Genomic DNA, 23,548 nt, shown 5'->3' on the forward strand with positions numbered 1-23,548 from the left:
CGGGAGGTGCCGTCTCGCCGGTCCGCCTCGTCCGGCGCTTGTCCGGCGCCGGTTGCTTGGCCCGCGCCTTGCGGGCATGCGCGGCCGCGGCCAGCGCAATCGGGCCGACATTTTCCAGAAAGGCGCGCTCGTAACCGCGAGAGAGCCGGTCGACGGCGTCGGCAAGCGGCAGCCAATCCACCGCCTTCACGTCACGCATCAGTTCGTGAGCCGGCGCGTCGTCCGCCTGCATGCGCCAGTAGTGCACGACCTTGGAGCCACCGCGAGACTCATAGACCAGCGTTCCCAGAAACTCATGCACGGAAACATCGTGGCCGGTTTCCTCCATCACTTCGCGTTCAGCGGCGGCGCGCGGCGTCTCGCCGTCGTCGAGCTTGCCTTTGGGCAGGACCCATTCATTGCGCTTGCGCAGGCGCACCACCGCGACCAGCGGCGTCCTTGCCTGCCGCAACACAATGCCTCCCGCCGCCAGCACCGGCGTCCGCGCCATCTCTCGCTTCCCGCATTTTCGCCACTGCGAATCCAGTGCGAACGCGAGCATATAGAGGCAAAGGCCGGGAGAATCGAGACTAAACCTGCGGTTTGCGCAACAGCGGCTCGCCGGCACGGATGCGCGCTCCCTCCGCGACGCCATCGGCGAATTCGAATCTCTCCGGCGCCAGCACGATGATGGTCGAGCCGTGCTCGAACCAGCCGAGTTCGTCGCCCTTCTTGACCCGCGCAAGGCAGGTGAAGTCCACCGGTCCCCTGCTCTGCGCGTTGAGCGTGACATCGAGGAAATGCAGGCGGATGCTGGCGACAAGAATGGCGGCGACCGGCACCAGCGTCAGCGCCTCGCCGGTCGACAGCCGCGTGCGCAGCACCGCGCGCTCGTTCTTGCAGAACAGGCGCTCCACGCGCTTCAGCGCAATCGGATTGACGTTCCAGACATCGCCGTGGATGAACGTCACCCTCTTGATCGTGGCGTCATAAGGCGCGTGGAAGCGATGATACATGCTCGACGTCAGCCGCAGCGTGAGGAAACGGCCGTTGCGGTGCTGGTCGACCAGCGCGGGATCGCCGAGCAGGTCTAGCAGCGAGTAAGGCGCGCCCTTGATCTGGAACAGTTCGGTGTCGGCGATTTTTCCGTGCGCGCCGATGATGCCGTCGGAAGGACTGGCCACCACGCTGGGGTCCGGATCGGCCGGCCGCAGCCCGGGACGAAGCTCGCGGGTAAAGCAATCGTGCAGGCTCTTGAATTCGGTCTTCTTGGCTTCCGACAGATCGAGATCGGAAAACAGCCGCCAGCACCCGATCGAGAAATCGCGCACCAGGGGGTTCTCGATCTTGCTGAACCAGCCCATGAAGCGGGTCAGCGCCGCCCGCGGCACGCGGTTGGTCAACAGGAAATTGAGATTCTCCTGCTGGGTGAAGCGGGCGATCAGGCCCCGGATTGTCATCAATCTGTCAGGTGGATTGGCTAGCGCTTCAGGCATGGACACATCCCTTCCGATTCTTTCCCTGTCCGCCGCTGCGGCCGTAAGCGCCGCGGCAGTATTCCCCAAATTGAAGGCGCGACTGGCGCTGTCGCGCGCCAAGCACCGTTCGCTATCAGGACATTCGAAAATGTCCAAGATGGTCGCGCGGCTGGTGCCGCATTACGAGTTCGAGATCGACGATTTCTTCGCCTCCGACGGCGCGCCCGCCGACGTCGCGATGCAGCGCCAGGACGCCTTCTTCCGGCTCGCCTGCCTCTATGAGGAGCGCTACGCCAAGGGCCGGAAGATGACGGCCGAGGCGGCCGAACACATCTCCGACCTCCAGTTCACCGAAGCCTACCGCGTGCCGTTCCAGTACAGCCGGCTGGTGCGGGAAAATCTCGGCACCGGCGCGTTCATGGAGTCTTCCGCCGGGGTCACCGTCACCGATGTCGACGGCAACACCTTCTACGACCTGACCGGCTCCTACGGCGTCAATATTTTTGGCAACGACTTCTACAAGGAGTGCATCACGGAAGCCGAAAAGCGCGCCCACGCGCTCGGCCCCGTGCTCGGCCCCTATCATCCCGTCATCACCGACAACGTCCGCCGTCTCTGCGAGATTTCGGGCCTCGACGAAGTCTCGTTCCACATGTCCGGCACCGAAGCCGTCATGCAGGCAGTGCGGCTGGCGCGCTACCACACCAGGCGCTCGCATCTGGTTCGTTTCGCCGGCGCCTATCACGGCTGGTGGGGCGACGTGCAGCCCGGCGTCGGCAATCCGGTATCGCCGCACGAGACCTACACGCTGGCCGAGGTGTCGGAGCGGACGCTGCATGTGCTGCGGACGCGCCGCGACATCGCCTGCGTGCTGGTCAATCCGCTGCAGGCACTCCACCCGAACGCCAACGCGCCCGGCGATTCCGCCCTGGTCGACTCCTCGCGCAAGGGCGCGTTCGATCGCGCGGCTTACACGGAGTGGCTGAAGAAACTCCGCGAGGTCTGCACCGAGCGCGGCATCGTCCTGATCTTCGACGAAGTCTTCGTCGGCTTCCGCCTCGCCGCGGGCGGCGCCCAGGAATATTTCGGCGTCCGCGCCGACATGGTGACCTACGGCAAGAGCCTTGCCGGCGGCCTGCCCGTCGGCGTCGTCTGCGGCCGCAAGGATCTGATGCGCCGCTTCCGCGACGATCGCCCCGCCGACGTCTGCTTCGCCCGCGGCACCTTCAATTCGCACCCCTACGTGATGACGGCGATGGACGAATTCTTGAGCCGCCTCGCCAGCCCGAACTTCAACGCGGTCTACCATGGGCTCGACGAGACCTGGAACGGCCGCGCGAAAGCCTTGAACGAGCGGCTGGCCGCCCTGGACCTGCCGGTCCGCGTCAGCAATCTCTCCTCGATCTGGACGGTGCAATACCCCGAGCCGTCCCGCTACAACTGGATGCTTCAATATTACCTGCGCGCCGAGGGGCTGGCCTTGAGCTGGGTCGGCACCGGCCGGCTGATATTCAGCCTCAACTACACCGATGCGGATTTCACCGAGGTCGCCGACCGCTTTGTCGCGGCGGCCGACAAGATGAAGCGCGATGGCTGGTGGTGGCATGAGGTTTCGCTGACCAACAAGGATATCAAGCGACAGATTTTGAAAGAGATGCTTGCCAAGAGATTTGGCCGCTAGGGACGTTCTTCTACTTATCGTCATAGCCCGGCTGGCGCCTTCGTCATTGCGAGGAGCGACTTGTCCGCCGTAGCTCGAAGAGCGAAGGCGGAAGCGACGCGGCAATCCATCTATCTCCGTCCGGAGAGATGGATTGCTTCGCTTCGCTCGCAATGACGGGCTGAGAGTTCTTCATCTTCCGTCATGGCCGGCAAAAGCGCGAAGCGCGTCTTCGCGCTAGACGTCCCGGCCATCCACGTCACAGCGGACACCCTCAAGACGTGAATGCCCGGGACAAGCCCGGGCATCACGTTCGTTACAGACATCAGAGCCAACGCTCATGCGTGCTTGACGTGTTTCTCCAGGCCCGGATCGATCAGCTCGCCCTTCATCAGAGCCAGCGGTGCCTTGTAGTACAGCTTGAGATCGCTGAAGGGGTCGGTGAGGATCTTCGTCATCCAGACCAGGCCGGTCTCGACGTCGCGGATGAAGAACAGGTGCACGGTGCGGAACAACAGCCCGCCGATGCCGACCGCCAGCCACACCTTGGCCACCTGCCGCATGAAGTCGGCGTTCGAGGTCCATGGCTCGACCAGGCCGAACAGCGTCGGGCTGAAATACAGCACCAGCGGCGACAGCGCCCAAATTGTCATCAGCACGACCTTGCGCTGCAGATTGTAGCCGACCTTGATCTCTTCCTTGTGCTCATGGGTCGCCTGGTTGACGTGGTCATAGCCCCTGGGCTCGAAGAAGAAGTGACCGGCCTGGCGCGTCGTCATCGACACCAGCCAGCCGACCAGCGCCGACACCACGGGATCGAAGAACAGCATGACATAGGCGAACAGGAAGCTCGCGGCGCTGACGAAGTGCAGCGACTGGTTGATGCGGCTGTGGTGATAGTAGCGATGGTCGTCCCAGCGCTGGGTTCGCAGTTCCTGCAGGAAGTTCTTGATCATTCTCTACCCCCTCATTCTTTCGTGGGTGACGTTTATCGGGATTCGATGTCCAGTATGTGACATCATGAAGTTGACATGTGACAGGGCGCTAGCTGTGCAATGACGCAAGCAATGCTCGCGTCAGGCCGCCGCGGCGACGTCGATTTTGCGGAAACGCACCAGCGAGAAATGCCCGAGCGGCGGCACCAAACGGCGTTCCGCCAGTTCCATGCCGCGCGCACCGGCCAGCCATTGCGCATAGCGCGACCAGGCGAACTCGGCGGTGCGGAAGCCGAGCGGACGCACCACCGGCTGCAGCCGCTGCTCGATGAAGCGGCGCATGCCGGCATCGGCGCTGACGCGGGTGAGGATGATGAGCTCGCCGCCCGGCCGCAGCACGCGGGCGAATTCGTCGAGCGCCTTTTCGGGATTGGGCACCGCCGTGACGACATATTGCGCCATCACCACGTCGAAGGAATCATCAGGGAATTCGAGGTTCTCGGCGTCCATCACCGCGAGACCCTCGACGTTCTTCAGGCCGAGCTCATCGACGCGCTTCTTCGCCTTCTCCAGCATCAACTCGGAAATGTCGGTGCCGAAGATGCGCAGATGCGGCGCGTATAGCGGCAGCGAAATGCCGGTGCCGACGCCGACCTCGAGTACGCGGCCGCCGATCTTGTTGGTCGCCGCAATCGCCGCCTTGCGGCCCTTTGAGAACACGCCGCCGAACACGAGGTCGTAAACCGGCGCCCAGCGGTCATAGGCCTGCTCGACCGTTTCGCGGTCGAAATCGAGCGGCCTCGTGCCGTCAAGCTTGATGATGTCTGCCATGATTGTCCTGCCTTCTCGTCTTACGCATGTGACTGGTTTGATGGTCGAACCTTCGCAAGCCCTACCCCTGCACGGCGCTGGTCGTGGGCGCCCGGCGCACCGGCCGCAGCGCGCGGCTCGGCTGCAGCGCGGTCAGATTGCCGAGAAACTGCCGCGCGCTGTTTTCCCAGGAACGCGCCAGCGCAAAATTCCGGCAAGCCTCGCGCGACATTGTCAGCGCCCGCAAGCAGGCGCTGCGCAGGTCCGCGTCGATTGCGCCGATCGGATGATCGGCAATGACATCCTTGGGGCCGGTAACGGGGAATGCAGCAACCGGCGTTCCGCACGCCAGCGCTTCGAGCTGCACGACGCCAAAGGTATCGGTGAGGCTCGGAAACACGAAGACGTCCGCGGCGGCGAGATGCGCGGTCAGGTCCGCGCCCTTCTTCTCGCCGAGGAAGATCGCGTCGGGGAATTGCTTTGCGAGCTGCGCCCTCTGCGGCCCGTCGCCGACGACCACCTTCGATCCCGGCAGGTCGAGCGACAGAAACGCTTCGAGATTCTTTTCCACCGCAACGCGGCCCATGGTCATGAAGATCGGCCGCGGCAGGTCGAGCACAGCCGGGCTGTGCGGATTGAACAGTTCGGTGTCGACGCCGCGTGTCCAGAAGCCGAGCTTGCGGAACCCCCGCGCGGCAAGCTCCTGCCGCAGCGAGTCGGTTGCGACCATGGTCGTGGAGGCGGCAGCATGAAACCGCTGCAACACCGCATAGCCGACGGCGACCGGGAGCCCGATGCGGACGGCGATATATTCGGGAAAGCGTGTCGTGTAGGACGTGGTAAACGCAAGCTTGCGGCGGCGGCAATAGGCGCGCACCATCCAGCCGATTGGCCCCTCGGTCGCGATATGGATGGCGTCCGGCGCCGCCTCCTCGATCCGCCGCCCGATCTCGCGCCGGTTCGGCAGCGCGATGCGCAACCCCGGATAGGTCGGCAGCGCCATCGAGGGAAATCCGTCCGGGGTCAGGAAGCTGATATCTGCATCGAGCGCTGCGGCGCTGCGCGCCAGCGACGTCAGCGTGCGCACGACGCCGTTCACCTGTGGATGCCACGCATCCGTCGCAATCAAGATCTTCATGGCCCGAATCCGAGATTAACGATTCTCAAATTCGACGTTGGGACATGGATATTTCAGGCGTATGACGTCATCGTTCTGTAAGGTTGTTTTTTAAACCCATCTCCACGGTTTTCAGGTAACGTGACAGAATGATGTCAGACCCGAACGACAATTCCGCACGATCCCGCCGCCGGCGAAAGCAGAAGAGCTACGCGCTTCTGATCCTCGCCGCGGGCCTGCTCGCGTTCGGCCTCGCCGCGAGTACGCTGTATTACGTGCTGCGGCCGACCACGCTGCGGATTGCGGTGGGCCCCGCCGGCAGCGAGGACCAGAAGCTGATCCAGCTCATGGCGCAGACCTTTGCGCGCGAAGGCAGCCCGGTGCGGCTGTCGCTGGTCACGACGGAAGGAACACAGGAGAGCATCGCCCTGTTCGCCGCCGGCAAGGCCGATCTCGCGGTCGCCCGCGGCGACCTGAACCTGCCGGAGAATGCCGAGTCGGTCGCCATCCTGCGCAAGAATGTCGTCGTGCTGTGGGCGCCTTCGGGCCTCCCCGCCAAGGGGTCCAAGAAGCAGCCGACGCCGAAGATCAAGAGCCTCGAGGACCTCGCCGGTCACCGCGTCGGCGTGATCGGACGCACGCAGGCCAATGTCACGCTGCTGCGCGTGATCCTGAAAGAGTCCGGCATCAATCCGGACAAGGTCACGATCAGCCAGTTCGCCACCAACCAGATCAGTGAGATGGCGAAAGATCAGTCGGTCGACGCCTTCATGGCCGTCGGCCCGCTCAAGAGCAAGATCACGGTCGACGCGATCGCGGCGACGGCTACGGCACGCGGCGAACCGAAATTCCTGCCGATCGACGTTGCCGACGCCATCGCCAAGAAAAACCCGGTCTACGAATCCGAGGAAATTCCAGCGAGCATCTTCGGCTCTTCGCCGCAACGGCCGGAAGACAAGGTCGACACCGTTGCCATCAACCATCTGATCATCGCGCCGAAATCGCTGTCGGACACGGCGGTTGCCGCCCTCGCCCGCCAGCTTTTCACCAACCGCCAGCAGCTAGCGCGCGAACTGCCAACCGCCTCGCAGATCGAAAAGCCGGATACCGACAAGGACGCCGCACTGCCGGCCCATGCGGGCGCCGCCGCCTATATCGACGGCAACGAACGAACGTTCCTCGAAAAATACACGGACTACATCTGGTTCGCAGTCCTGATCCTCTCGGGCCTGGGCTCGGCGGGCGCATGGTTCAAGCATTACTGGAACAAGGACGAGCGTGAGCAGTACATCGCCCATCGCGATCATCTGCTGGAGCTGATTGCCAAGGTGAGAAAGGCCCAGACGCCGGAAGAGCTGGCGGACATGCAGAACGCGGCCGACGGCATGTTGCGCGAAACCCTCGATTGCTATGACGACGGCACCGTCGAGGAAAGCGATCTGTCGGTGATCGCTCTTGCGCTCGAACAATTCCATCATGCCGTCACCGACCGCCGCGTGGTGCTCGGCGCGGGCGCGGCCGACATGCCGCGCATGCGCGCGAGCTAGAACCGCATCCTTTACGATTCGCCGTTACCGCATTTGATCGTAGGCGTCCACGGCGACTCCAACGGAGCCGGACCGAAAACGCCCCTGTTCAAGCTCGACCCGCCCGACCAGATTTTACGTCTGGCACGCATCAATCCGTGTAGTCGCTGATCATGGTGCCGTAGTGCCAAAAAGCCAGCACGATGCCCGCTCCGCATAGAAGCCAAAACACCATTTCCCAATTGATCGGCATTTTCCACATTGATCAGGTCTCGGATCGAATCAGTGCGGTTAGGGTTGCGCGTCGACTGAATCAACCCTTGATCTAAATCAATCGTCCCACGGCCGTTCAGCTACCGGCTTATCTATTCGTCACGCGTGCGAGCGACGGTGGCGGCCGATGCGATGCTTGCCACCGGGGCCGCCGACGTACCACGAATAAGCGCCGGCTAGACCGCAAGCGTTGCGCTCACGCGCATTGCACCGAGAGCAATATGCACCGAGAGCAATGTTCATGTTGCGCCTTGCACTGGCGCGATGCCATGTTGCGCGCGATCGCGACACTTCGCACAACATTCCCATCGGACCTTGATGCCTTTCCACTTCACAGGAGAGAGTGAGAGACCGCGCGTGCCGTGGCGGCCACGATCGGCTGTAATCATATCAACGCGGGTACGCCCGTGATCGTATCAGCCGTATCAGACATGCCCGCGCCTCTCACGCTCGCGATTGCGCTTTCCGGCGTCTTCCTGATCGCCTTCATGAAGGGCGCATTCGGCGGCGGCTTCGCCATCGTCGGTATCCCCTTGCTTTCGCTGGCGATGGATCCGATCGCGGCCGGCGCTCTGCTGGCGCCGCTGTTCGTGGTGATGGATATCACGGCGCTGCGCTATTGGCGGCCGAACACCTGGTCGCGCGTCGACCTCGCTATGCTGCTGCCGGCGCTGGTCGCAGGCATCGGGCTCGGTTACTTCGCGCTGCGCGATCTCGACCGCCACGCCATCGAGGTCGTCATGGGCCTCGTGACGCTGGTGTTCGCCGCGATCTGGTTTCTCGGCGGCGGCGAAGTCAGGCCGCGCCCGCGTTCAACGCCGAAGGCCGTGCTCGCCGGCCTCTCCTCCGGCGTGACCACGATGGTCGCGCATTCGGGCGGACCGCCGCTGGCGATGTACCTGCTGCCGCTCGGCATGTCGAAGGCGCTCTATGCCGGCACCACAAGCCTGTTCTTCACGGTCGGCAATCTGCTGAAGGCCGGCCCGTGGCTCGTGCTCGCCACGCCCTCGAAGAGCCTGTGGATGCTGATGGCACTCTGCGCGCCGGCGGTGCCCGCCGGCGTCTGGGCCGGATGGCGGCTGCACGAGCGCCTCGACCAGCGCACGCTTTACCGCACCTGCTACGCCATTCTGGTCGTCACCGCGGCCAAGCTGCTGTGGGACGGGCTGGCAGGATACGTCCGGCCTTGAGACGCCACCCCTTCACCCTGGTTGAACGTCAGCGCCAATAGTGGCGGTGGTGACGATGGCCCCAGGAGTGACGATATCCCGACCGATGCCAGCCATAGCTCGTGTAGGGATTACCTCGCCCATAGTTCTGGCAATTTGCGTTCGGATAGAACTGGGCACACTTGCCTGGATTGGTAATGACGTGTTGCGCCGATGCCGGATTGGCAGGAGCGAACAGGAGTAGCAAGGCAACGGCACCAAACAAAATCGTTGGTCTCGTCATGGCGATCTCGCCTATTTCTGGACTGTCACTCCAACGGCGCCGGACCCCGAGAGTTCCTTTAGGGTTCTTTTTGGGATTCCTTTTGAAGCCATCGAAACTCGGACCGGGCGCGTGCCGGGTAGCCCCAGTTCTTGGATGAGACAGCAACGAAACCTTAACGAAACAATTCCCTAACGCGACGAAACCATTTTGGCGATTTCGTGCAAATGTCCTGAAACGGTTCATCGGTAGAGGTTTCCCCAACGACGCGCCGAGAACGGCGCGACATATTTTAAAACAGGGGCGACCAATGTTTAATCCATTCAGGCTGAACACCCGCTTTGCTGCCGCCACTCTGGGCGCACTCGTGATCGGCGCGACCGCGTTTTCCGCACCCGCTACTGCTGCCCCGCTGCCGCTGTTTCCGTTTTTCCTGCCGCAGATCGAAGCGGCCCCGCCGCCGGTTGCGGCTGCGCCCCGGGAAGAGGAAGACCGTTCGGTCGAGTTGCCGGCCCGTCTGCGCCGCCAGGTCGTGAACTACTATACCCGCGAGGCACCGGGCACGATCATCATCGATACTCCCAACACCTATCTCTATCTCGTGCTCGGCAACGGCCAGGCGATGCGTTACGGCATCGGCATCGGCCGCGATGGCTTCACCTGGTCGGGCACCCAGACGATCACCCGCAAGGCCGAGTGGCCGGCCTGGACCCCGCCCCCGGAAATGATCGCCCGCCAGCCCTATCTGCCGCGCCACATGGCCGGCGGCCCCGGCAACCCGCTCGGCGCCCGCGCGATGTATCTCGGCGGCACCATCTATCGCATCCACGGCACCAACGCGCCGGAGACGATCGGAACCCGCGTTTCCTCCGGCTGCCTCCGCCTCACCAATGCAGACGTCACTGACCTCTATTCGCGGGTCAACGTCGGAACCAAGGTGATCGTGCTGCCGATGACGGATCGTCGCGCCGATCTCGGCCGCACCATCCGCTAAGCGCCAAACAATTCCCACGCTGCGAACGGCCCCGGCATTGCCGAGGCCGTTTTTGGTTTCAGCGCCGCGTCAACCCGACCTCACTTCGTAGATCCGAATACTCGAAATGAAAGGGTTGCCTTGCGCCATTTTCTCCGCGTCGTCGAGATTTGCCGCGTTGACGATCGTGAATCCGGTAATGGAGTCGGGGCCGAGCGGAAGGTCCTTGGTTCCACCCTTCGATACTTCTCGACCATTCCCGAAGCCGCAGATGTCTACGGTATGCGGCTTGGTTGCCTCAAACCATTTGCCCCAGGCGGACATGATTTCCGGAGTGGGTTTTTCAAATCCGTAATGCAGCAGCACAAACTTCTTCATGTTCGTCTCCTGTTCACCGGTTAAGGCTAGTGTGCTTTCTCCTCCGAACTCCGCTTTCCGATTACGCCTATCAGTTCGCAGCGGGCGCGATGCGCCGACGTTCGGCCAAGTCGAACAAAAGTGGAAGCTTGCGAACCAGCGCCATGGAGCCGACGACCTTGGCGCGCTTCGCTGCGATTGCGTTTTGAAGGGATACGCTCGTTCCAACAATCTGCAACACCGCGTCAAACGGGGCTTCCAATGTCCCCTTGCAATCCGTAATTCCTCTCTGAATTGACGTACCTGAGCCGCTGCCCGCGACAGTAAAGCCTGCCGATTTCTTGCCGTGGGTAACCACGAGACCGACGTTGATTTCCGGCACGGGCGAACGCTTCGCAATGGCATCAAGGCCGAGCATCACCCAGTCCGGCTCGAAAGTGTCGCCCGGTACGGGCGGAAACAGGAAGCGACCGCCCCAACGGATCAACTCGCGGATCGCGGGCTGAACTTCCCGACCGATCTCCGTCAGCTCGTACACCTGCGCATTGACCGGCCGCGGCAAGACAGTTCGCCGCACGACGTTACACTCGATCAAGTTGGCAAGGCGCGCTGTCAGCAAGGTGGGACTCATACCGTCGAGATGATCCAGGAGATCGCCAAATCGCTTCGGCCCAAGAAGGAGCTCCCTGACAATCAGGAGAGTCCAACGCTCACCGATGATTTCCGCCGCGCGGGCAAGCGCGCAGAATTGCGGATAGTGAAGATTGCTCATACCTTCGAGATTAGTTCCTCCGCATCATCTTCTATAGGCGAGGGCGATCAGCGGGCCCACGATGGCGAACTGTAGAATCGTGAACGCGGTTTCGAGCAACAGATAGTCCGGCACGGAAACCATCACATTTTTGGCTGCAACGGCGAGCGTGGTGAACGACCACGACAACAGGCCTGCGCCAAGACCATACAAGAGCCCGTCCTTCAAAATAGACTCGTTGCCCCGCGTGAATACGCGCGGGAACAACCACGAGAAGATCGCGCCCTGGATGATCATTGAACCCAATCCAAAGGCGATCACCGGCTCGTCGCGATAGATCTGGAGCGCATGATACTTCTGCTCGAAAAGGACGAGATGCCAGACGAAGGCGATCGGAAAGGACGGAAGAATGTAGGCGGCAAAGCCGAGCCAAAAGCTGCGGGCGCCGGCCGGGCGGGCAACGTACGATACTGCGGACATCGGCAACTCCGATTTTACTACATTTTTTATAGTAATCAGTATAAAATATGGAGTCAACTATCATCCATCCTCCGTGCAGGACCGAAAGTGCTCCTCAGCTTGGCCGAGGAGGTTCCCTGTCCCGGGCCGAGAACTGGAGACTGCCGCACTAGCGTGACTCTCCCCTTCCCTGTAAAACATTGCGGGGCGATTCAACGGGGTCCGGGGGGACGATGCGTCTGCCGATGCGTCTGAAGACGATTGCGATCGCGCTTGCGGTCATGGTCGTCTCGTTTACCGCCAGCCTGAAGCTCATGGACGTCATCGCGCCGCGCGCCACGAACCGTCCGCCGCCGCTTGCCCAACTGCCGCCGCTGCCGCCGGCTTCGCGTGCGTCCACCGTGATGGCACCGATTGCGGTGACGCTGGCGGCAATCCGCGACGCCGCCGATCGCGGCGCGCCGCGCTCCTTTGCCGGCAAGGCCGACAACCCGATCTCGCAGATCCTGCAGAACGCCGATATCGGCTGGACCGCATCGCGCGGGCCGATCAGCGCGACCGGGGCGCCGGAGGTGCTGTCGCTGGCAACGCCGCTGACGGGTACACTGAACGTCACCGGCTCGCTGTCGGCAAAGGCAACCGGAGCCGTCGGCGAAGCGCTCGGCAGCCTGCTCGGCGGCAACGTCGCCAAGCAGATCGGCAGCGTGAACATCAAGAACCTCAACGCCAGCGCCGAGATCAAGGGCAACGTCGTCATCACCTCGCGGCCGAAGATCGCCGCGAACTGGCGCATCGAGCCGAATTTGGCGGCGCAGGTCAATCTCGGCGACACCAGCCTCACGGTGGCGGGCGCTCGGGTCAACGTGCCGGCGCAGGTGAAGCCGTTGATCGATCAGAACGTCGCCGAACAGATCGCGCTGGTGCAGGCGCGCATGCGCAACGATCCGACCTTCGAACGGAACGCGCGGGCGCAATGGGCCAAGGCCTGCCGCTCGATCCCGTTGCAAGACACGACCGCCGGATCGACCCTGCCGACGCTGTGGCTGGAATTGCGCCCCACACGGGCAATCGCCGCGCAGCCGCGCATCGATGCGGCGAACCTGACGCTGACGCTCGGCATCGAGGCGGAGACCCGCATCACGCCTGCCGAGACCAAGCCGTCCTGCCCGTTCCCCGCCACCATCGACATCGTGCCGCCGTCGCCGGGACGGGTCGCAATCGGCGTGCCCATGGACATGCCGTTTACCGATATCAGCAAGATCGTGGAGGCGCAGTTTGCCGGAAAGACCTTTCCGGAAGATGGTTCGGGCGCGGTCGACGTCACCGTCAAGCGCGCCAGCGTGGCCGCATCCGGCAACCGCCTGCTGATTTCGCTATTGGTGAACGCCAGGGAGAAAAAGAGCTTCCTTGGCCTCGCCGGCGAAGCCAACGTGCACATCTGGGGAAAACCGGTGCTCGATCAGGCCGAGCAGACGCTGCGGCTCGCCGATATCGAACTCGCCGTCGAATCCGAAGCCGCCTTCGGGCTGCTCGGCGCCGCGGCGCGCGCGGCGATCCCGCATCTGCAGAAGACGCTGGCGGAAAAGGCCGTCGTCGACCTCAAGCCTTTCGCGAGCAATGCGCAAAAGAAGATTGCCGCCGTCATCGCCGACTTCCAGAAGAACGAGGACGGCCTGCGCGTGTCGGCCGACATCAGCAAGCTGCGGCTTGCCGACATCGCCTTCGATTCCAAGACGCTGCGCGTGATCGCGGAAGCCGAAGGCGCGATTAATGTCTATGTGAGCGCCCTGCCGGCGCTGTAGGGCGGCGGGACAGCGACCATCACGCCTTCGTGTAAGGAGGTGCTAGACGGGTTCCGCCCGCAATCAGCGGGCCACGGCGCTGGACCTTTATGCCGTTCCTATAACGCCGGCCAAACTATGCTCTCGATTTTATATGCCGGAAGGCCGATCTCTCCCATGCGGTCTGGAACCGCGACTGACGGAATGGAGAACGAGTCGTGCGTGCGCAGGTTGTTGTTCAGGAACGCCGCGCTCTTTTTGCGGAATGGATGTCGAGAAAGTCCATGCGCGTGGCCGCACTGCTCGGCGTCCTCTTGACCATCAGCATTGCGGTCAACGCACTGATAATCATCGCCGATGGCAGCAGGCCATAATCGTGACAGGATATGTCCCGGCTGCGCCATCTCCAAGCGGGAGTTGAACCGGTGACCAGCATTGAATCGAAACTGCAGCAGGACGTCACCCAGGGGCCCGATGCCGGTCCCCTTTTAGGCCCGGCAGCGTCGGAAGTGGCGCGCTACCTTGCTTCAATCGCAATGACCGCCTTTGCAACCGTCGTGGCTGTCGGTGTCGACAGCCATCTGACGATTCCCAACCTGTCCCTCGTATTTGTCGTGCCAGTCATTATCGCCGGCGTTGGCCTCGGCTTGGGTCCGTCACTCTGTTCCGCGGTGCTTGGCGCGCTGGCCTTCAATTTCTTCCTTACCGAGCCTCGCTATTCACTCGCCGTCGATGATGCGGCAAATATCTGGGCGATTGGACTGCTGTTTGTGGTCGGACTCATCGTCAGCGGCGTTGCCTTCACTTCCCACCAGAGGGCGGCCGAGGCTGAACGGTTGAAAAGGCAGGTGAGTGTGCTGCAAGGCTACTGCCGCGACATCGCCGCGGCCGGCAGCACGAAGGCGGTCGTCTCGATCACTTCCCAGGCACTTGCCGCGCTCTTCCATGTTCCTGTCGCCGTGATGCTCGTTAGCGAAGGCAGGGTGGCTCTGCTCGAGCAGGTCGGTGACATTGAGCCGCAAGAAGCCGACCTGGAAGTGGCGCGATCTGCGCTTGCGACCGGAACGGTGATGCACAGTGGCGTCTACCCGAATCTCGCTTCGCGCTTTGACTTCTGGCCGGTGAAGACGGCAGAAGCTCAAAATGCCGTCATTGGCCTGGCATTCGATCCGGACGAGCCTCCTTCGAAACCGGACGCCCTCGTCGACGTCATTGCGCGTGTTCTGGCCCTGACGCTTGACCGCCAACACGCGGAGGGTCTCGGCAGAAATCGGCAATAGCGACTCGCCGCCATCGCCTTTCGATTCAAGGACGCTCCGCATAATCGCGGAAGCCGAAGGCGCGATCAGCGTCTGCGTGACATGCGCTGCCGGCGCTGTGAGGCCGTGCAGCGCGCCTCTCACACCGTCATTGCGAGCGCAAGCGAAGCAATCCATGGCGCTGCGAAAAAAGTATGGATTGCTTCGCTTCGCTCGCAATGACGGCTCAGGAGATTGAAGTCAATCCTCGAACTTGAACGAGACGTTCACCTTGGCGCGATAGGCCTCGATCTCGCCTTTGGCGTCCAGTTGCAAGTCGAGCTTCACGATCTCGGCGACCCTGAGATCGCGTAGCGATTTTCCCGCGCGTCCGACCGCCGCGGCGGCGGCCTTCTCCCAGGATTCCTTGCTGGTGCCGATCAGCTCGATGACCTTGTAGACGCTCTCAGGCATGTCGTCCTCCCGTTGATGCAAGGGTCAATGCAAGGCAGGAGGCAGGTGCTCCTGCCGCTTGCAACCTAACATCGGGAGGCGGGCGCCGATAGGATGCGCCGCACCATGCACGAAACGGGATTGCCAAAATCAAATGGCCGGGCGGCATCACGCCGTCCGGCCATTTTGAGGAAGCCTGCGGTTTCAAGGCCGCGGCATTACTCGGTCGAATACTTGAACTCCGGCATCGCCTTCAGCTGATCCTTGGTCGCGCTGAACACGGCGTGATCCGGATACCACGGATTCTTCTTGACGGCCGGCGCAGCGGGCGCGGTCGCAGCACCCGTCGTCGTGCCCGTGCCGGTCGCAGGACGTGCGCCGCCGGTCGCAGGCTGGGTGGAGGCGCCGGTATAGGCGATCGGCTCCTCGACGAACTTCACCTTGTCCATCGGCACCGCGACGAGATGCTCACCGACGCCGAGGAAGCCGCCGACGCCGATCACCACGGCTTTGATATCGCCGTTCTTGTCGGTCAGGAGATCGTTGATCGATCCGAGGCTTTCGTTGCTGTCGTTGTACACGTTCAGGCCAACCAGCTTCGAGGTCCGCCAGTTGCCCTTGAACGACGAGGTATCGGACGCAGCCGCGGGTGCGGCGGTGGTGGCCTTGTCGGTCGTTGCCGACGGACTTTGCGCAAACGCGACACTCGCCAGCAGCGCGGAGGCCGCGATGCCGGCAACGGCATATTTGGTCAACATATCGGTTCTCCTCATTTCAGAAACGCTTCGAGGAAAACCCGGCTCATTAGCAAGTGTTCCATACATATTCGGCTGGAACACTCGCTTTGCGTGCGGTCAGAAGCCGCCCCAATAAGGCGGCATGCCGTAATAGCGATGCAGCTCTGCTTCCTTGGCACGATCGCCCCAGTCGAAATCCTTATCGGCACGGAATGACGGCGCGCGCTTCAGCTCCTCATCGTCGATATCGAGTTCGTAGGCTTCGAACCTGGTGCTGTAGCGCAGCCGTCCCCACGGCAACGGAATCAGATTGGCTCCGATGCCGAGAAAGCCGCCAAAACTCAGGATGGCATAGGATACTTTGCCGGTGACCTTGTCGATCATCAGCCGTTCGATGTGGCCAATCGTATCCCCGTTCGGCCGTCGCACCGCGGTCCCCTCAACACGGTCGCTCGCGATCAACGGATGCGGCTTGGTCATGACGTCATCTGCCATTGCACCCTCCACACATCTGTGCGGGAACCAACGTTGCACCGCGTGAGCGGTTCCGCCGCTGAAATGAGGCAACCATCCTTCCCTTTCGGGAAAGATGGTTGCGACATGCCGACGCGGGAAGAACGTCAGCTCTGGAAGTCGATCAACAGCGCCGAGAAGGAGGTGCCGGTCGATGTCGTGCCGGTCGAGGCGTAGGACGTCGATGACGACTGCGACTCCTTCAGCAATTCCAGGAACTGCTTGAGGATGTCGTCCACCGACGTCGATGATGATGATGATGACGATGTATCGTCGCTCGACGAGGCGCCGTCCGACGGCGGCGGACCGCCGGGACCACCTCCCGGAGGCGGGCCGCCTGCTCCACCGGGACCGCCCGCGCCGCCGGGACCGTTGGCGAAGGCGGCCTTGAAGATGCCCTGCAGCTCGGTGGCCTGGTCGCTGGTCAGCTTGCCCGAGGAAACCTGGCCCGCGATCAAATCGTCGATCTTGGACTTGAGCTCGTCGGGCGAGGGCCGCGTGCCGCTGGCCTGGTCGCTGGCGCGGCTCGCCTGCATGGCGGAATCGATATCATTCAGCGCCGTCGACAACGCGTCCTGATCGGACGAACTGATGGCGCCGGATTTGACTTCGGACAATAACTCGTTCTGCAGCATCTGCAGGGGCGACTGACGGGTATTGATGGAGGCCGCCGAGATCGAGGTCATGATAGCTCCGGTGAATTGTTCAGTGATTCGGTTACTCGCGGGAACGCATCGGACGCCGCGAACGTAGGATTGGCGGTCTTAACGAGGTCTTTTCAGCGCGCCCCTCGCCTGTTGCCCGGTATTGCCCGGGGCCATCCAGAAACATCCGGAAACAAAAATCCTTCGCCCACAGGCCCGAATCATCGACAAAAGGTCGACATGGCCCAGGCAATCCCCAACATCCTCGTCGTCGAGGACGACCGCGAGACGCGGACGCTGATCGCAAAATACCTGCGCAACAACGCCTGCAACGTCACGACGGCCGGCGACGGCCGCGAGATGGTTCGCGCCATGACCGACCGCCGGGTCGATCTGTTGATCCTCGACGTCATGCTGCCCGGCGAGGACGGCCTCACCCTTTGCCGAAAGGTGCGCGCGGAGTCGCAGACGCCGATCATCATGCTGACCGCGCGTGGCGAGGACGTCGATCGCATCCTCGGGCTGGAGATGGGCGCCGACGACTATCTCGCCAAACCGTTCAACCCGCGCGAATTGCTGGCGCGCATCAACGCGGTGCTGCGCCGGCAGGCGGCGGGGCGCACCGCCAGCGCCACCGAAGGCGCCACCGCGCTGTCCTTTGCCGGCTGGCGGATCGATTTCCGGATGCGGGAGTTGCGCAATCCCGAAGGCGCGCGCGTCGCCATGACCAGCGCCGAATTCGACCTGTTGCGCACCTTCTGCGAGCGGCCCGGCCGCGTGCTGTCGCGCGACAGCCTGCTCGACCTCACGCAGGGGCGCAACGCCGGCTCGTTCGAGCGCTCGATCGACGTGCTGGTCAGCCGCATCCGCCGCAAGATCGAGCCTGATCCGCAGGAAGCCACCGTGATCAAGACGGTGCGCTCCGGCGGCTACATGTTCACCCCAAAGGTGGAAATCGCATCCGCCGCCGGCACCTGATCATGAAGCTGCTCGGCTTCCTGAGCCTTCGACGCATCAGCGGGCAGATCGCAGCACTCGTGATCGCCTCGATCGTCGCCCTGCATGCGATCATCACCGCAGGCTTTCTGATCAACCGGCCGGAGCTGCCGGATCCCGCGCACGATCGCGGGCACGCCCAGCTCGCGACCGCCGTGCAGTTGCTCGGCGCGGCGCCAGCCTCCGAACGGCCGCGGCTGTCGGCCGACATCGCGCGGACCTTTCCGCAGCTCGGCATCGAATTGCTGGCCGCGGACACGCCGCCGGCGGCGCGCGAGCCGGAGGCCAACCTGCACGGGCTGCATCGCCGCCTCGGCCACAGCTATCGCCTGTTCACGTGGCCGCCCGGCAGCGAAACGCAACGGCTCGGCATCGTGCTGCCGGATGGCGCGACGATCGCCGCCAACATGCCGGCCGACCGCCGGCCGCCCTTCATGGGCGGCCCCACGATGATGACGCTGTTGTTCGCCGTCATCAGCGTCACCCTGCTCGGCCTGTGGGCGGCGCGCGCCTTGACCGCGCCGCTGTCGTCATTTGCAAAGGCTGCGGAAAGTTTCAGCCTCGACGGGACGACGGCGCCGCTGCCCGAGCGCGGGCCGGAAGAAATCCGTTCCGTAGCCAAAGCGCTCAACCGGATGCGCGAGCGCATCACCGGCCTGATCGACGACCGCACCAGGATGCTCGCCGCCATCAGCCACGATCTGCGCACGCCGATCACGCGGATGCGGCTGCGCTCGGAATTCATCGAGGACGAGACCCATCGCAGCCGCATGCTCGCCGATCTCGACCAGATGCGTGCGATGCTGGAATCGGTGCTGTCATTCCTGCGCAACGACCGCAGGCTCGAGGCAATGACGCTGGTCGACATCGCAAGCTCGCTGCAGCTCGTCACCGACCAGTTCAGCGATCTCGGGCGCAGGGTCGCCTATGACGGTCCCGCGCATGCGATGGCGACCGTGCGGCCGGACGACCTGCACCGCGCCGTCACCAACCTGGTGGAGAATGCGGTGCGGTTCGGCGCCGAGGCGGTGATCCGGCTTCGCATCTCACCGAATGAATTCACCATCGATGTCGAGGACGATGGTCCCGGCATTTCGGATGCGCAAAAGCAAACCATGCTGGAACCGTTCGTGCGCGGCGATGACGCCCGCAACATGGACGAGGCGGCGGGCTTCGGCCTCGGGCTTTCGATTACGAACGCGATCGCAACGGCGCATGGCGGGACGCTGTCGCTGCACGACCGGCAGCCGCATGGGCTGGTGGTGCGCATGCAATTGCCGACGCACCAGGACGGCGGCAGCTCCGCGGCTAGATCATCGCGTCAGGCTGCGAGCGCGTCGGGATCGGCTTCTTCGTAGATGGCGATCGCCTCGAAGCGATAGTCGCAGGCGCGGCAGAACCAGAGGAAGGAGGTGCGGCCCTGGCTGCTCTCGACCCAGTCGGGTCTCGGGATCGGCTTGCCGCACTGGGCGCAGGGATTTCCGCGAGGCAAATAGCTGGTGTCAAGTCGAGCCATGGCGCATCTCCCTAGACTTCGGACGTCGTAATGACGTCTCGCTTTTTTGAATGTCGTTGAATGGGACAGGTTTGCTGTCGGAATGAATTGGATGTGAATTTTGCCGCGGCGTCTTCTTTACACCTTGACTGCGACTTTTGCACGACATTCTTGCGCGTCCGCATGACGCAGATTCAGATTCGCGTCGCTCGACGCGATGCATTGCACGCACAACGTCAGCGTCACGTGCGCCGCGTTCGTTAACACGCGCCCCGGCGCAGCGCAGAAATCTCGCCGCGATGTCGTCCGCTTTTCGCCACATCTTGGCCCGCAGATGGAACTAACCCGAGGCAAGCCATCGTTCCATCCGTCGAGATCGTTTTTATGAAAAGTTTTCCGAAATTCGTCTGGCTCGCCGCCACCGCCGCGCTGTTCGTTTCATCAGGTGCAAACGCGCAGAGCCGCGCGCAATATGAAAGCATGGTCGCAACCCACGCGGCCGCCAACAACGTGCCGGAAGCGCTGGTGCACCGCGTGATCGTGCGCGAGAGCAAATATCACCCGAACCTGGTCGGGCGCGGCGGCACTATCGGGTTGATGCAGATCAAACTGCCGACCGCGCGCGGCCTCGGCTACACCGGCGATGCCGCCGGCCTGCGCGATCCCTCTACCAACCTCGCCTGGGGCATCAAATATCTCGCCGGCGCCTACCGCGCCGCGGGCGGGGATCACAACCGAGCCGTGCGTTATTATGCGAGCGGCTATTACTATGCTGCAAAGCGCCAGCGGCAGGAAAAGCCACTGCAGATCGCACCGATGCTGGCGAGTGATGCACCGCCGAAAATCGTCGCCGCGCCGGTCCGGGCGGCCAGAACGCCCGCCGACGCCAACGCACTGCAGGTTCCCAAGCAATGACGGTCATGGCCGGGCGTTGTCCCGGCCAGCGCCAAAGACGTGGATGCCCCGCACGACGAGGGTGCGCGTTGTTGACACGCAGGCCCAACCGCCTACATTAGACCTGTTCCGAGGGGTGCTCCGACGAGGAGCTGAGATACCGCAAGCTTGGGCCGTTACCTCACAGAGGTGAAGTCCTGGGACCGCGGTGACCCTTTGAACCTGATCCGGGTCATGCCGGCGAAGGGACAGGGATGTACCAGAAGTCAGATTCGAGGGGGGATTCCCCCGTATCCATCATCGGCGCGGGCATTGCCGGAGCATGGCAGGCGTTGCTGTTCGCCCAGGCCGGCCATGCCGTCACCCTGTACGAGCGCAGTGACGCCGATATGACGCTTTCCACCAGCCACTGGGCCGGCGGCATGCTGGCGCCCTGGTGCGAGGCCGAGACCTCCGAGCCCGTGATCGGCCGGCTCGGCATCCGCTCGCTCGACCTGTGGCGCGAGCATTTTCCCAAAACCCCGTTCAACGGCTCGCTGGTCGTGGCGCATGCGCGCGACCGCGCCGATTTCGAGCGCTTTGCCAAACTCACCACCGGCCATATCAGGCTCGACGCGCAGGCGTTGAGCGAGCTCGAACCGTCGCTGGATGGCCGCTTTCGTAACGGCCTGTTCTACGCCGACGAGGGTCATGTCGAGCCGCGAAAGGTGCTCCCCGAGTTGCACGCCCGCATCAAAGCTGCCGGCGGCACCATCAAATTCGACTGCGATGCGAGCGCAGAAGACCTCGACGGCATCGTCATCGATTGCCGCGGCCTCTCTGCGCGCGACGAGCAGCCCGAGCTGCGCGGCGTCAAGGGCGAGATGATCATCGTCGAAACCAGCGAGGTCGAGCTCTCCCGCCCGGTGCGGCTGATCCATCCGCGCTGGCCGCTCTATGTAATCCCGCGCGGCGACGGCAAGTTCATGCTGGGCGCGACTTCGATCGAGGCCGAGGACACCGGCGTCAGCGTCCGCTCGGCGCTGGAACTGTTAGGGGCCGCCTACGCCGTGCATCCAGCCTTTGCCGAAGCGCGCATCGTCGAGTTCGGCTCCGGCCTTCGTCCCGCCTATCCCGACAATTTGCCGCGGATCACGGTTCGCAACGACAAGATCGCCGTGAACGGGCTCTACCGCCACGGTTTCCTGCTGGCGCCCGCGCTCGCGGAAGCGACGCTCGCCTATGTGCAGCGCGGCGCCATCGACAATGAGGTGATGCGATGCGTGTGACCGTCAATGGCGAAGCGCGCGAGATCGCCTCGACGCGCGTCGATGCGCTGCTCAGCGAACTCGAATACGAAGGCACGCATTTCGCGATCGCGCTGAATTACGACGTGCTGCCGAAAAGCCGCTGGGCCGAGACTGCGCTGAAGGCCGGCGACGAGATCGAGATCATCACGCCGCGGCAGGGAGGGTGAGGATGATGTGTGCACGCATCTTCCACACTCCGCTGTCATCGCCCGGCTTGACCGGGCGACCCAGTACGCCGCGTCTTCTCGATTCCAGCGCAGGCTTCCCGGCGTACTGGATCCCCGCTTTCGCGGGGATGACGAGGTGTGCGTGGGGTGACGAGAACGGGACACAAACGCAATGCTGAACTTCTACGGCAAGACCTTTTCCTCCCGCCTCCTGATCGGCACGGCGCTCTACCCCTCGCCCGCGATCATGCAGGACGCGATCCGCGCGTCGGGCGCCAACATCGTCACGGTGTCGCTGCGGCGCGAGGCTGCCGGCGGCAAGAGCGGGGACGCGTTCTGGTCGCTGATCCGCGAGCTCGATGTCACGGTGCTGCCGAACACCGCCGGCTGCCGCAGCGTGCGCGAGGCGGTGACCACCGCCAAGCTCGCGCGCGAATTGTTCGGAACGCCCTGGATCAAGCTGGAAGTGATCGCCGACAACGACACGCTGCAGCCCGACGTGGTCGGTCTCGTCGAAGCCGCCGGCATTCTCATCAAGGACGGCTTTGAAGTGTTCCCCTACTGCACCGAAGACCTTTCGGTTGCGATGCGGCTGGTCGACGCCGGCTGCAAGGTGGTGATGCCCTGGGCCGCGCCGATCGGAAGTGCCAAAGGCATCACCAACCGCGACGCCTTGAGGTTGATGCGCGAGCGCCTGCCCGACATCACGCTGGTGGTCGACGCAGGTCTCGGCGCGCCCTCGCATGCCGCCCACGCGCTCGAACTCGGCTACGACGCCGTGCTGCTCAACACCGCGGTGGCGAAAGCCGCCGATCCGGTCGCGATGGCGAAAGCGTTCCGCCTCGGCGTCGACGCCGGCCGCACCGCTTACGAAGCCGGCCTGATGGAAGCCCGCGATTTCGCCTCCCCCTCAACCCCTGTGATCGGGACCCCGTTCTGGCATGCCGTATCCTGATAGATTCTATCCCGTGGTCGACAGCGTCGCCTGGGTAGGCCGGCTGGCGCTGCTCGGCGTCGGCACCATTCAACTGCGCGCCAAGGACCTCAATGAATCGGAGGCGCTGCAGATCGTCACCGACGCGCTCGAGGTCATCAAGGGCACCGACGCCAAGCTGGTCGTCAACGATTACTGGCGCGCGGCGATCGTCGCCGGCGCCCAGCATCTGCATCTCGGCCAGGAAGATCTGGTCGACGCGGACCTTGACGAAATCCGAAAAGCGGGCCTGACGCTCGGCATCTCCACCCATGACGACGAGGAGCTGGCGACCGCGCTCGCCGCCAAGCCCGATTACATCGCGCTCGGCCCGATCTTCCCGACCACGCTGAAATCGATGCGCTTCGCGCCGCAGGGTATTCCAAAGATCACCGAATGGAAGAAGCGCATCGGCGACATCCCGCTGGTTGCGATCGGCGGCATCAAGTTCGAACAGGCGGCCGAAATCTACGCCGCCGGCGCCGACTCCATCGCCGTCGTCAGCGACGTCACCCAGAACGCCGATCCCGACGCACGGGTGCGGCAGTGGCTGGGCCAAAGCGCGGAGGTCGCGTGAGATGATTACGAACCCATCAGCCGTCATTGCGAGCGCAGCGAA

Annotated in this window: 27 protein-coding genes and 1 riboswitch; of the genes, 14 read left to right on the forward strand and 13 right to left on the reverse strand. The window is 63.4% G+C overall.

Going from position 1 to position 23,548, the window contains the following annotated elements; all coding sequences use genetic code 11:
• On the reverse strand, positions 1–490 hold a 490-nt coding region (locus CQ14_RS19560), incomplete at its 3' end, for an NUDIX hydrolase (RefSeq protein ID WP_082649951.1).
• A 79-nt stretch (positions 491–569) separates the two neighbouring features.
• A complete protein-coding gene (gene asd / locus CQ14_RS19565; RefSeq protein ID WP_057859486.1) occupies positions 570–1,439 on the reverse strand; it encodes an archaetidylserine decarboxylase in 870 nt (289 codons plus the stop codon).
• A 34-nt stretch (positions 1,440–1,473) separates the two neighbouring features.
• Here asd and CQ14_RS19570 point away from each other — a divergent pair, with 34 nt between their 5' ends.
• Entirely contained in the window at positions 1,474–3,138 is a 1,665-nt protein-coding gene (locus tag CQ14_RS19570) for an aminotransferase class III-fold pyridoxal phosphate-dependent enzyme (protein ID WP_057859487.1), read from the forward strand.
• 317 nt (positions 3,139–3,455) lie between these two features.
• On the opposite strand, the gene CQ14_RS19575 is transcribed toward CQ14_RS19570, so the two are convergent.
• The 3 genes from CQ14_RS19575 to CQ14_RS19585 form a co-directional block, all read right to left on the reverse strand.
• Positions 3,456–4,073, reverse strand: coding sequence for a hypothetical protein (locus CQ14_RS19575; RefSeq protein WP_057859488.1), 618 nt, complete (start codon positions 4,071–4,073; stop codon positions 3,456–3,458).
• Positions 4,074–4,193: 120 nt separating this feature from the next.
• Positions 4,194–4,883 (reverse strand): class I SAM-dependent methyltransferase, encoded by a 690-nt coding sequence (locus tag CQ14_RS19580; RefSeq protein WP_057859489.1) that lies wholly within the window; start codon positions 4,881–4,883, stop codon positions 4,194–4,196.
• A gap of 61 nt (positions 4,884–4,944) precedes the next feature.
• Positions 4,945–6,000 carry a glycosyltransferase family 4 protein gene (locus CQ14_RS19585; protein ID WP_057859490.1) on the reverse strand — a complete coding sequence of 352 codons (1,056 nt, stop codon included), beginning with the start codon at positions 5,998–6,000 and terminating at the stop codon, positions 4,945–4,947.
• A 131-nt stretch (positions 6,001–6,131) separates the two neighbouring features.
• Between CQ14_RS19585 and CQ14_RS19590 the strand changes: the two genes are divergently transcribed.
• The 3 genes from CQ14_RS19590 (at position 6,132) to CQ14_RS19600 (ending at position 10,203) form a co-directional block, all read left to right on the forward strand.
• Positions 6,132–7,526 (forward strand): TAXI family TRAP transporter solute-binding subunit, encoded by a 1,395-nt coding sequence (locus CQ14_RS19590; protein WP_057859491.1) that lies wholly within the window; start codon positions 6,132–6,134, stop codon positions 7,524–7,526.
• A gap of 683 nt (positions 7,527–8,209) precedes the next feature.
• Positions 8,210–8,968: a sulfite exporter TauE/SafE family protein gene (locus CQ14_RS19595; protein WP_156435173.1), complete on the forward strand. Its 759-nt coding sequence runs from the start codon at positions 8,210–8,212 to the stop codon at positions 8,966–8,968.
• 551 nt (positions 8,969–9,519) lie between these two features.
• Positions 9,520–10,203, forward strand: a complete 684-nt coding sequence (locus CQ14_RS19600) for a L,D-transpeptidase (protein ID WP_057859492.1) — start codon at positions 9,520–9,522, stop codon at positions 10,201–10,203.
• Positions 10,204–10,272: 69 nt separating this feature from the next.
• Here CQ14_RS19600 and CQ14_RS19605 read toward each other — a convergent pair whose 3' ends face one another.
• The 3 genes from CQ14_RS19605 to CQ14_RS19615 form a co-directional block, all read right to left on the reverse strand.
• Positions 10,273–10,560 (reverse strand): YciI family protein, encoded by a 288-nt coding sequence (locus tag CQ14_RS19605; protein WP_057859493.1) that lies wholly within the window; start codon positions 10,558–10,560, stop codon positions 10,273–10,275.
• A 70-nt stretch (positions 10,561–10,630) separates the two neighbouring features.
• Positions 10,631–11,311, reverse strand: a complete 681-nt coding sequence (locus CQ14_RS19610) for a winged helix-turn-helix transcriptional regulator (protein WP_057859494.1) — start codon at positions 11,309–11,311, stop codon at positions 10,631–10,633.
• 24 nt (positions 11,312–11,335) lie between these two features.
• Positions 11,336–11,776 (reverse strand): hypothetical protein, encoded by a 441-nt coding sequence (locus CQ14_RS19615; RefSeq protein ID WP_156435175.1) that lies wholly within the window; start codon positions 11,774–11,776, stop codon positions 11,336–11,338.
• A 206-nt stretch (positions 11,777–11,982) separates the two neighbouring features.
• Between CQ14_RS19615 and CQ14_RS19620 the strand changes: the two genes are divergently transcribed.
• From CQ14_RS19620 to CQ14_RS19625, 3 genes are all read left to right on the forward strand, one after another.
• On the forward strand, positions 11,983–13,551 hold the full coding sequence (locus CQ14_RS19620) for a DUF4403 family protein (RefSeq protein ID WP_057859496.1): 1,569 nt from the start codon (positions 11,983–11,985) through the stop codon (positions 13,549–13,551).
• Between the two features lie 197 nt (positions 13,552–13,748).
• A complete protein-coding gene (locus CQ14_RS43715) occupies positions 13,749–13,904 on the forward strand; it encodes a hypothetical protein (protein WP_156435177.1) in 156 nt (51 codons plus the stop codon).
• 51 nt (positions 13,905–13,955) lie between these two features.
• On the forward strand, positions 13,956–14,810 hold the full coding sequence (locus CQ14_RS19625; RefSeq protein ID WP_245320420.1) for a DUF4118 domain-containing protein: 855 nt from the start codon (positions 13,956–13,958) through the stop codon (positions 14,808–14,810).
• A gap of 219 nt (positions 14,811–15,029) precedes the next feature.
• On the opposite strand, the gene CQ14_RS19630 is transcribed toward CQ14_RS19625, so the two are convergent.
• The 4 genes from CQ14_RS19630 to CQ14_RS19645 all read right to left on the reverse strand — a co-directional run bounded on the left by CQ14_RS19630 (position 15,030) and on the right by CQ14_RS19645 (position 17,157).
• A complete protein-coding gene (locus CQ14_RS19630; RefSeq protein WP_057859498.1) occupies positions 15,030–15,242 on the reverse strand; it encodes a dodecin family protein in 213 nt (70 codons plus the stop codon).
• 197 nt (positions 15,243–15,439) lie between these two features.
• Positions 15,440–15,979 (reverse strand): PRC-barrel domain-containing protein, encoded by a 540-nt coding sequence (locus tag CQ14_RS19635; RefSeq protein ID WP_057859499.1) that lies wholly within the window; start codon positions 15,977–15,979, stop codon positions 15,440–15,442.
• A 96-nt stretch (positions 15,980–16,075) separates the two neighbouring features.
• The gene (locus CQ14_RS19640) at positions 16,076–16,453 is read right to left on the reverse strand and encodes a PRC-barrel domain-containing protein (RefSeq protein WP_057859500.1); all 378 of its coding nucleotides are present in this window, start codon (positions 16,451–16,453) and stop codon (positions 16,076–16,078) included.
• Between the two features lie 125 nt (positions 16,454–16,578).
• A complete protein-coding gene (locus tag CQ14_RS19645) occupies positions 16,579–17,157 on the reverse strand; it encodes a hypothetical protein (RefSeq protein WP_057859501.1) in 579 nt (192 codons plus the stop codon).
• Between the two features lie 198 nt (positions 17,158–17,355).
• Here CQ14_RS19645 and CQ14_RS19650 point away from each other — a divergent pair, with 198 nt between their 5' ends.
• Positions 17,356–18,093: a response regulator gene (locus tag CQ14_RS19650; protein WP_057859502.1), complete on the forward strand. Its 738-nt coding sequence runs from the start codon at positions 17,356–17,358 to the stop codon at positions 18,091–18,093.
• Between the two features lie 2 nt (positions 18,094–18,095).
• Positions 18,096–19,469: an ATP-binding protein gene (locus CQ14_RS19655; protein ID WP_063800388.1), complete on the forward strand. Its 1,374-nt coding sequence runs from the start codon at positions 18,096–18,098 to the stop codon at positions 19,467–19,469.
• Here the strand turns inward: CQ14_RS19655 and CQ14_RS19660 are convergent.
• Entirely contained in the window at positions 19,433–19,627 is a 195-nt protein-coding gene (locus CQ14_RS19660) for a hypothetical protein (RefSeq protein ID WP_057859503.1), read from the reverse strand. The two genes, CQ14_RS19655 and CQ14_RS19660, sit on opposite strands and share 37 nt — an antisense overlap.
• 363 nt (positions 19,628–19,990) lie before the next feature.
• Between CQ14_RS19660 and CQ14_RS19665 the strand changes: the two genes are divergently transcribed.
• The 5 genes from CQ14_RS19665 to CQ14_RS19685 all read left to right on the forward strand — a co-directional run bounded on the left by CQ14_RS19665 (position 19,991) and on the right by CQ14_RS19685 (position 23,506).
• Positions 19,991–20,521 carry a lytic transglycosylase domain-containing protein gene (locus CQ14_RS19665; RefSeq protein WP_057859504.1) on the forward strand — a complete coding sequence of 177 codons (531 nt, stop codon included), beginning with the start codon at positions 19,991–19,993 and terminating at the stop codon, positions 20,519–20,521.
• A 101-nt stretch (positions 20,522–20,622) separates the two neighbouring features.
• Positions 20,623–20,767, forward strand: a riboswitch (TPP riboswitch).
• Positions 20,755–21,768, forward strand: coding sequence for an FAD-dependent oxidoreductase (locus tag CQ14_RS19670; RefSeq protein WP_057859505.1), 1,014 nt, complete (start codon positions 20,755–20,757; stop codon positions 21,766–21,768). (Overlaps the previous riboswitch by 13 nt.)
• Positions 21,759–21,956, forward strand: coding sequence for a sulfur carrier protein ThiS (gene thiS, locus CQ14_RS19675; protein WP_057859506.1), 198 nt, complete (start codon positions 21,759–21,761; stop codon positions 21,954–21,956). Before CQ14_RS19670 ends, thiS begins: the two co-directional genes overlap by 10 nt.
• A gap of 172 nt (positions 21,957–22,128) precedes the next feature.
• Positions 22,129–22,911 (forward strand): thiazole synthase, encoded by a 783-nt coding sequence (locus CQ14_RS19680; protein ID WP_057859507.1) that lies wholly within the window; start codon positions 22,129–22,131, stop codon positions 22,909–22,911.
• Positions 22,898–23,506 carry a thiamine phosphate synthase gene (locus tag CQ14_RS19685; protein ID WP_057859508.1) on the forward strand — a complete coding sequence of 203 codons (609 nt, stop codon included), beginning with the start codon at positions 22,898–22,900 and terminating at the stop codon, positions 23,504–23,506. The genes CQ14_RS19680 and CQ14_RS19685 overlap by 14 nt, the downstream gene beginning before the upstream one ends.
• Positions 23,507–23,548: the final 42 nt, after the last annotated feature.

The organism is Bradyrhizobium lablabi (assembly GCF_001440475.1).
Lineage (GTDB): Bacteria > Pseudomonadota > Alphaproteobacteria > Rhizobiales > Xanthobacteraceae > Bradyrhizobium > Bradyrhizobium lablabi.

Bases quoted from the DNA above. Each gene is read 5' to 3' on its own strand.
- asd (WP_057859486.1), bottom strand. From the start codon at position 1,439: ATGACAATCCGGGGCCTGATCGCCCGCTTCACCCAGCAGGAGAATCTC.
- CQ14_RS19570 (WP_057859487.1), top strand. From the start codon at position 1,474: ATGGACACATCCCTTCCGATTCTTTCCCTGTCCGCCGCTGCGGCCGTA.
- CQ14_RS19575 (WP_057859488.1), bottom strand. From the start codon at position 4,073: ATGATCAAGAACTTCCTGCAGGAACTGCGAACCCAGCGCTGGGACGAC.
- CQ14_RS19580 (WP_057859489.1), bottom strand. From the start codon at position 4,883: ATGGCAGACATCATCAAGCTTGACGGCACGAGGCCGCTCGATTTCGAC.
- CQ14_RS19585 (WP_057859490.1), bottom strand. From the start codon at position 6,000: ATGAAGATCTTGATTGCGACGGATGCGTGGCATCCACAGGTGAACGGC.
- CQ14_RS19590 (WP_057859491.1), top strand. From the start codon at position 6,132: ATGTCAGACCCGAACGACAATTCCGCACGATCCCGCCGCCGGCGAAAG.
- CQ14_RS19595 (WP_156435173.1), top strand. From the start codon at position 8,210: ATGCCCGCGCCTCTCACGCTCGCGATTGCGCTTTCCGGCGTCTTCCTG.
- CQ14_RS19600 (WP_057859492.1), top strand. From the start codon at position 9,520: ATGTTTAATCCATTCAGGCTGAACACCCGCTTTGCTGCCGCCACTCTG.
- CQ14_RS19605 (WP_057859493.1), bottom strand. From the start codon at position 10,560: ATGAAGAAGTTTGTGCTGCTGCATTACGGATTTGAAAAACCCACTCCG.
- CQ14_RS19610 (WP_057859494.1), bottom strand. From the start codon at position 11,311: ATGAGCAATCTTCACTATCCGCAATTCTGCGCGCTTGCCCGCGCGGCG.
- CQ14_RS19620 (WP_057859496.1), top strand. From the start codon at position 11,983: ATGCGTCTGCCGATGCGTCTGAAGACGATTGCGATCGCGCTTGCGGTC.
- CQ14_RS19630 (WP_057859498.1), bottom strand. From the start codon at position 15,242: ATGCCTGAGAGCGTCTACAAGGTCATCGAGCTGATCGGCACCAGCAAG.
- CQ14_RS19635 (WP_057859499.1), bottom strand. From the start codon at position 15,979: ATGTTGACCAAATATGCCGTTGCCGGCATCGCGGCCTCCGCGCTGCTG.
- CQ14_RS19640 (WP_057859500.1), bottom strand. From the start codon at position 16,453: ATGGCAGATGACGTCATGACCAAGCCGCATCCGTTGATCGCGAGCGAC.
- CQ14_RS19645 (WP_057859501.1), bottom strand. From the start codon at position 17,157: ATGACCTCGATCTCGGCGGCCTCCATCAATACCCGTCAGTCGCCCCTG.
- CQ14_RS19650 (WP_057859502.1), top strand. From the start codon at position 17,356: ATGGCCCAGGCAATCCCCAACATCCTCGTCGTCGAGGACGACCGCGAG.
- CQ14_RS19655 (WP_063800388.1), top strand. From the start codon at position 18,096: ATGAAGCTGCTCGGCTTCCTGAGCCTTCGACGCATCAGCGGGCAGATC.
- CQ14_RS19660 (WP_057859503.1), bottom strand. From the start codon at position 19,627: ATGGCTCGACTTGACACCAGCTATTTGCCTCGCGGAAATCCCTGCGCC.
- CQ14_RS19665 (WP_057859504.1), top strand. From the start codon at position 19,991: ATGAAAAGTTTTCCGAAATTCGTCTGGCTCGCCGCCACCGCCGCGCTG.
- CQ14_RS19670 (WP_057859505.1), top strand. From the start codon at position 20,755: ATGTACCAGAAGTCAGATTCGAGGGGGGATTCCCCCGTATCCATCATC.
- thiS (WP_057859506.1), top strand. From the start codon at position 21,759: ATGCGTGTGACCGTCAATGGCGAAGCGCGCGAGATCGCCTCGACGCGC.
- CQ14_RS19680 (WP_057859507.1), top strand. From the start codon at position 22,129: ATGCTGAACTTCTACGGCAAGACCTTTTCCTCCCGCCTCCTGATCGGC.
- CQ14_RS19685 (WP_057859508.1), top strand. From the start codon at position 22,898: ATGCCGTATCCTGATAGATTCTATCCCGTGGTCGACAGCGTCGCCTGG.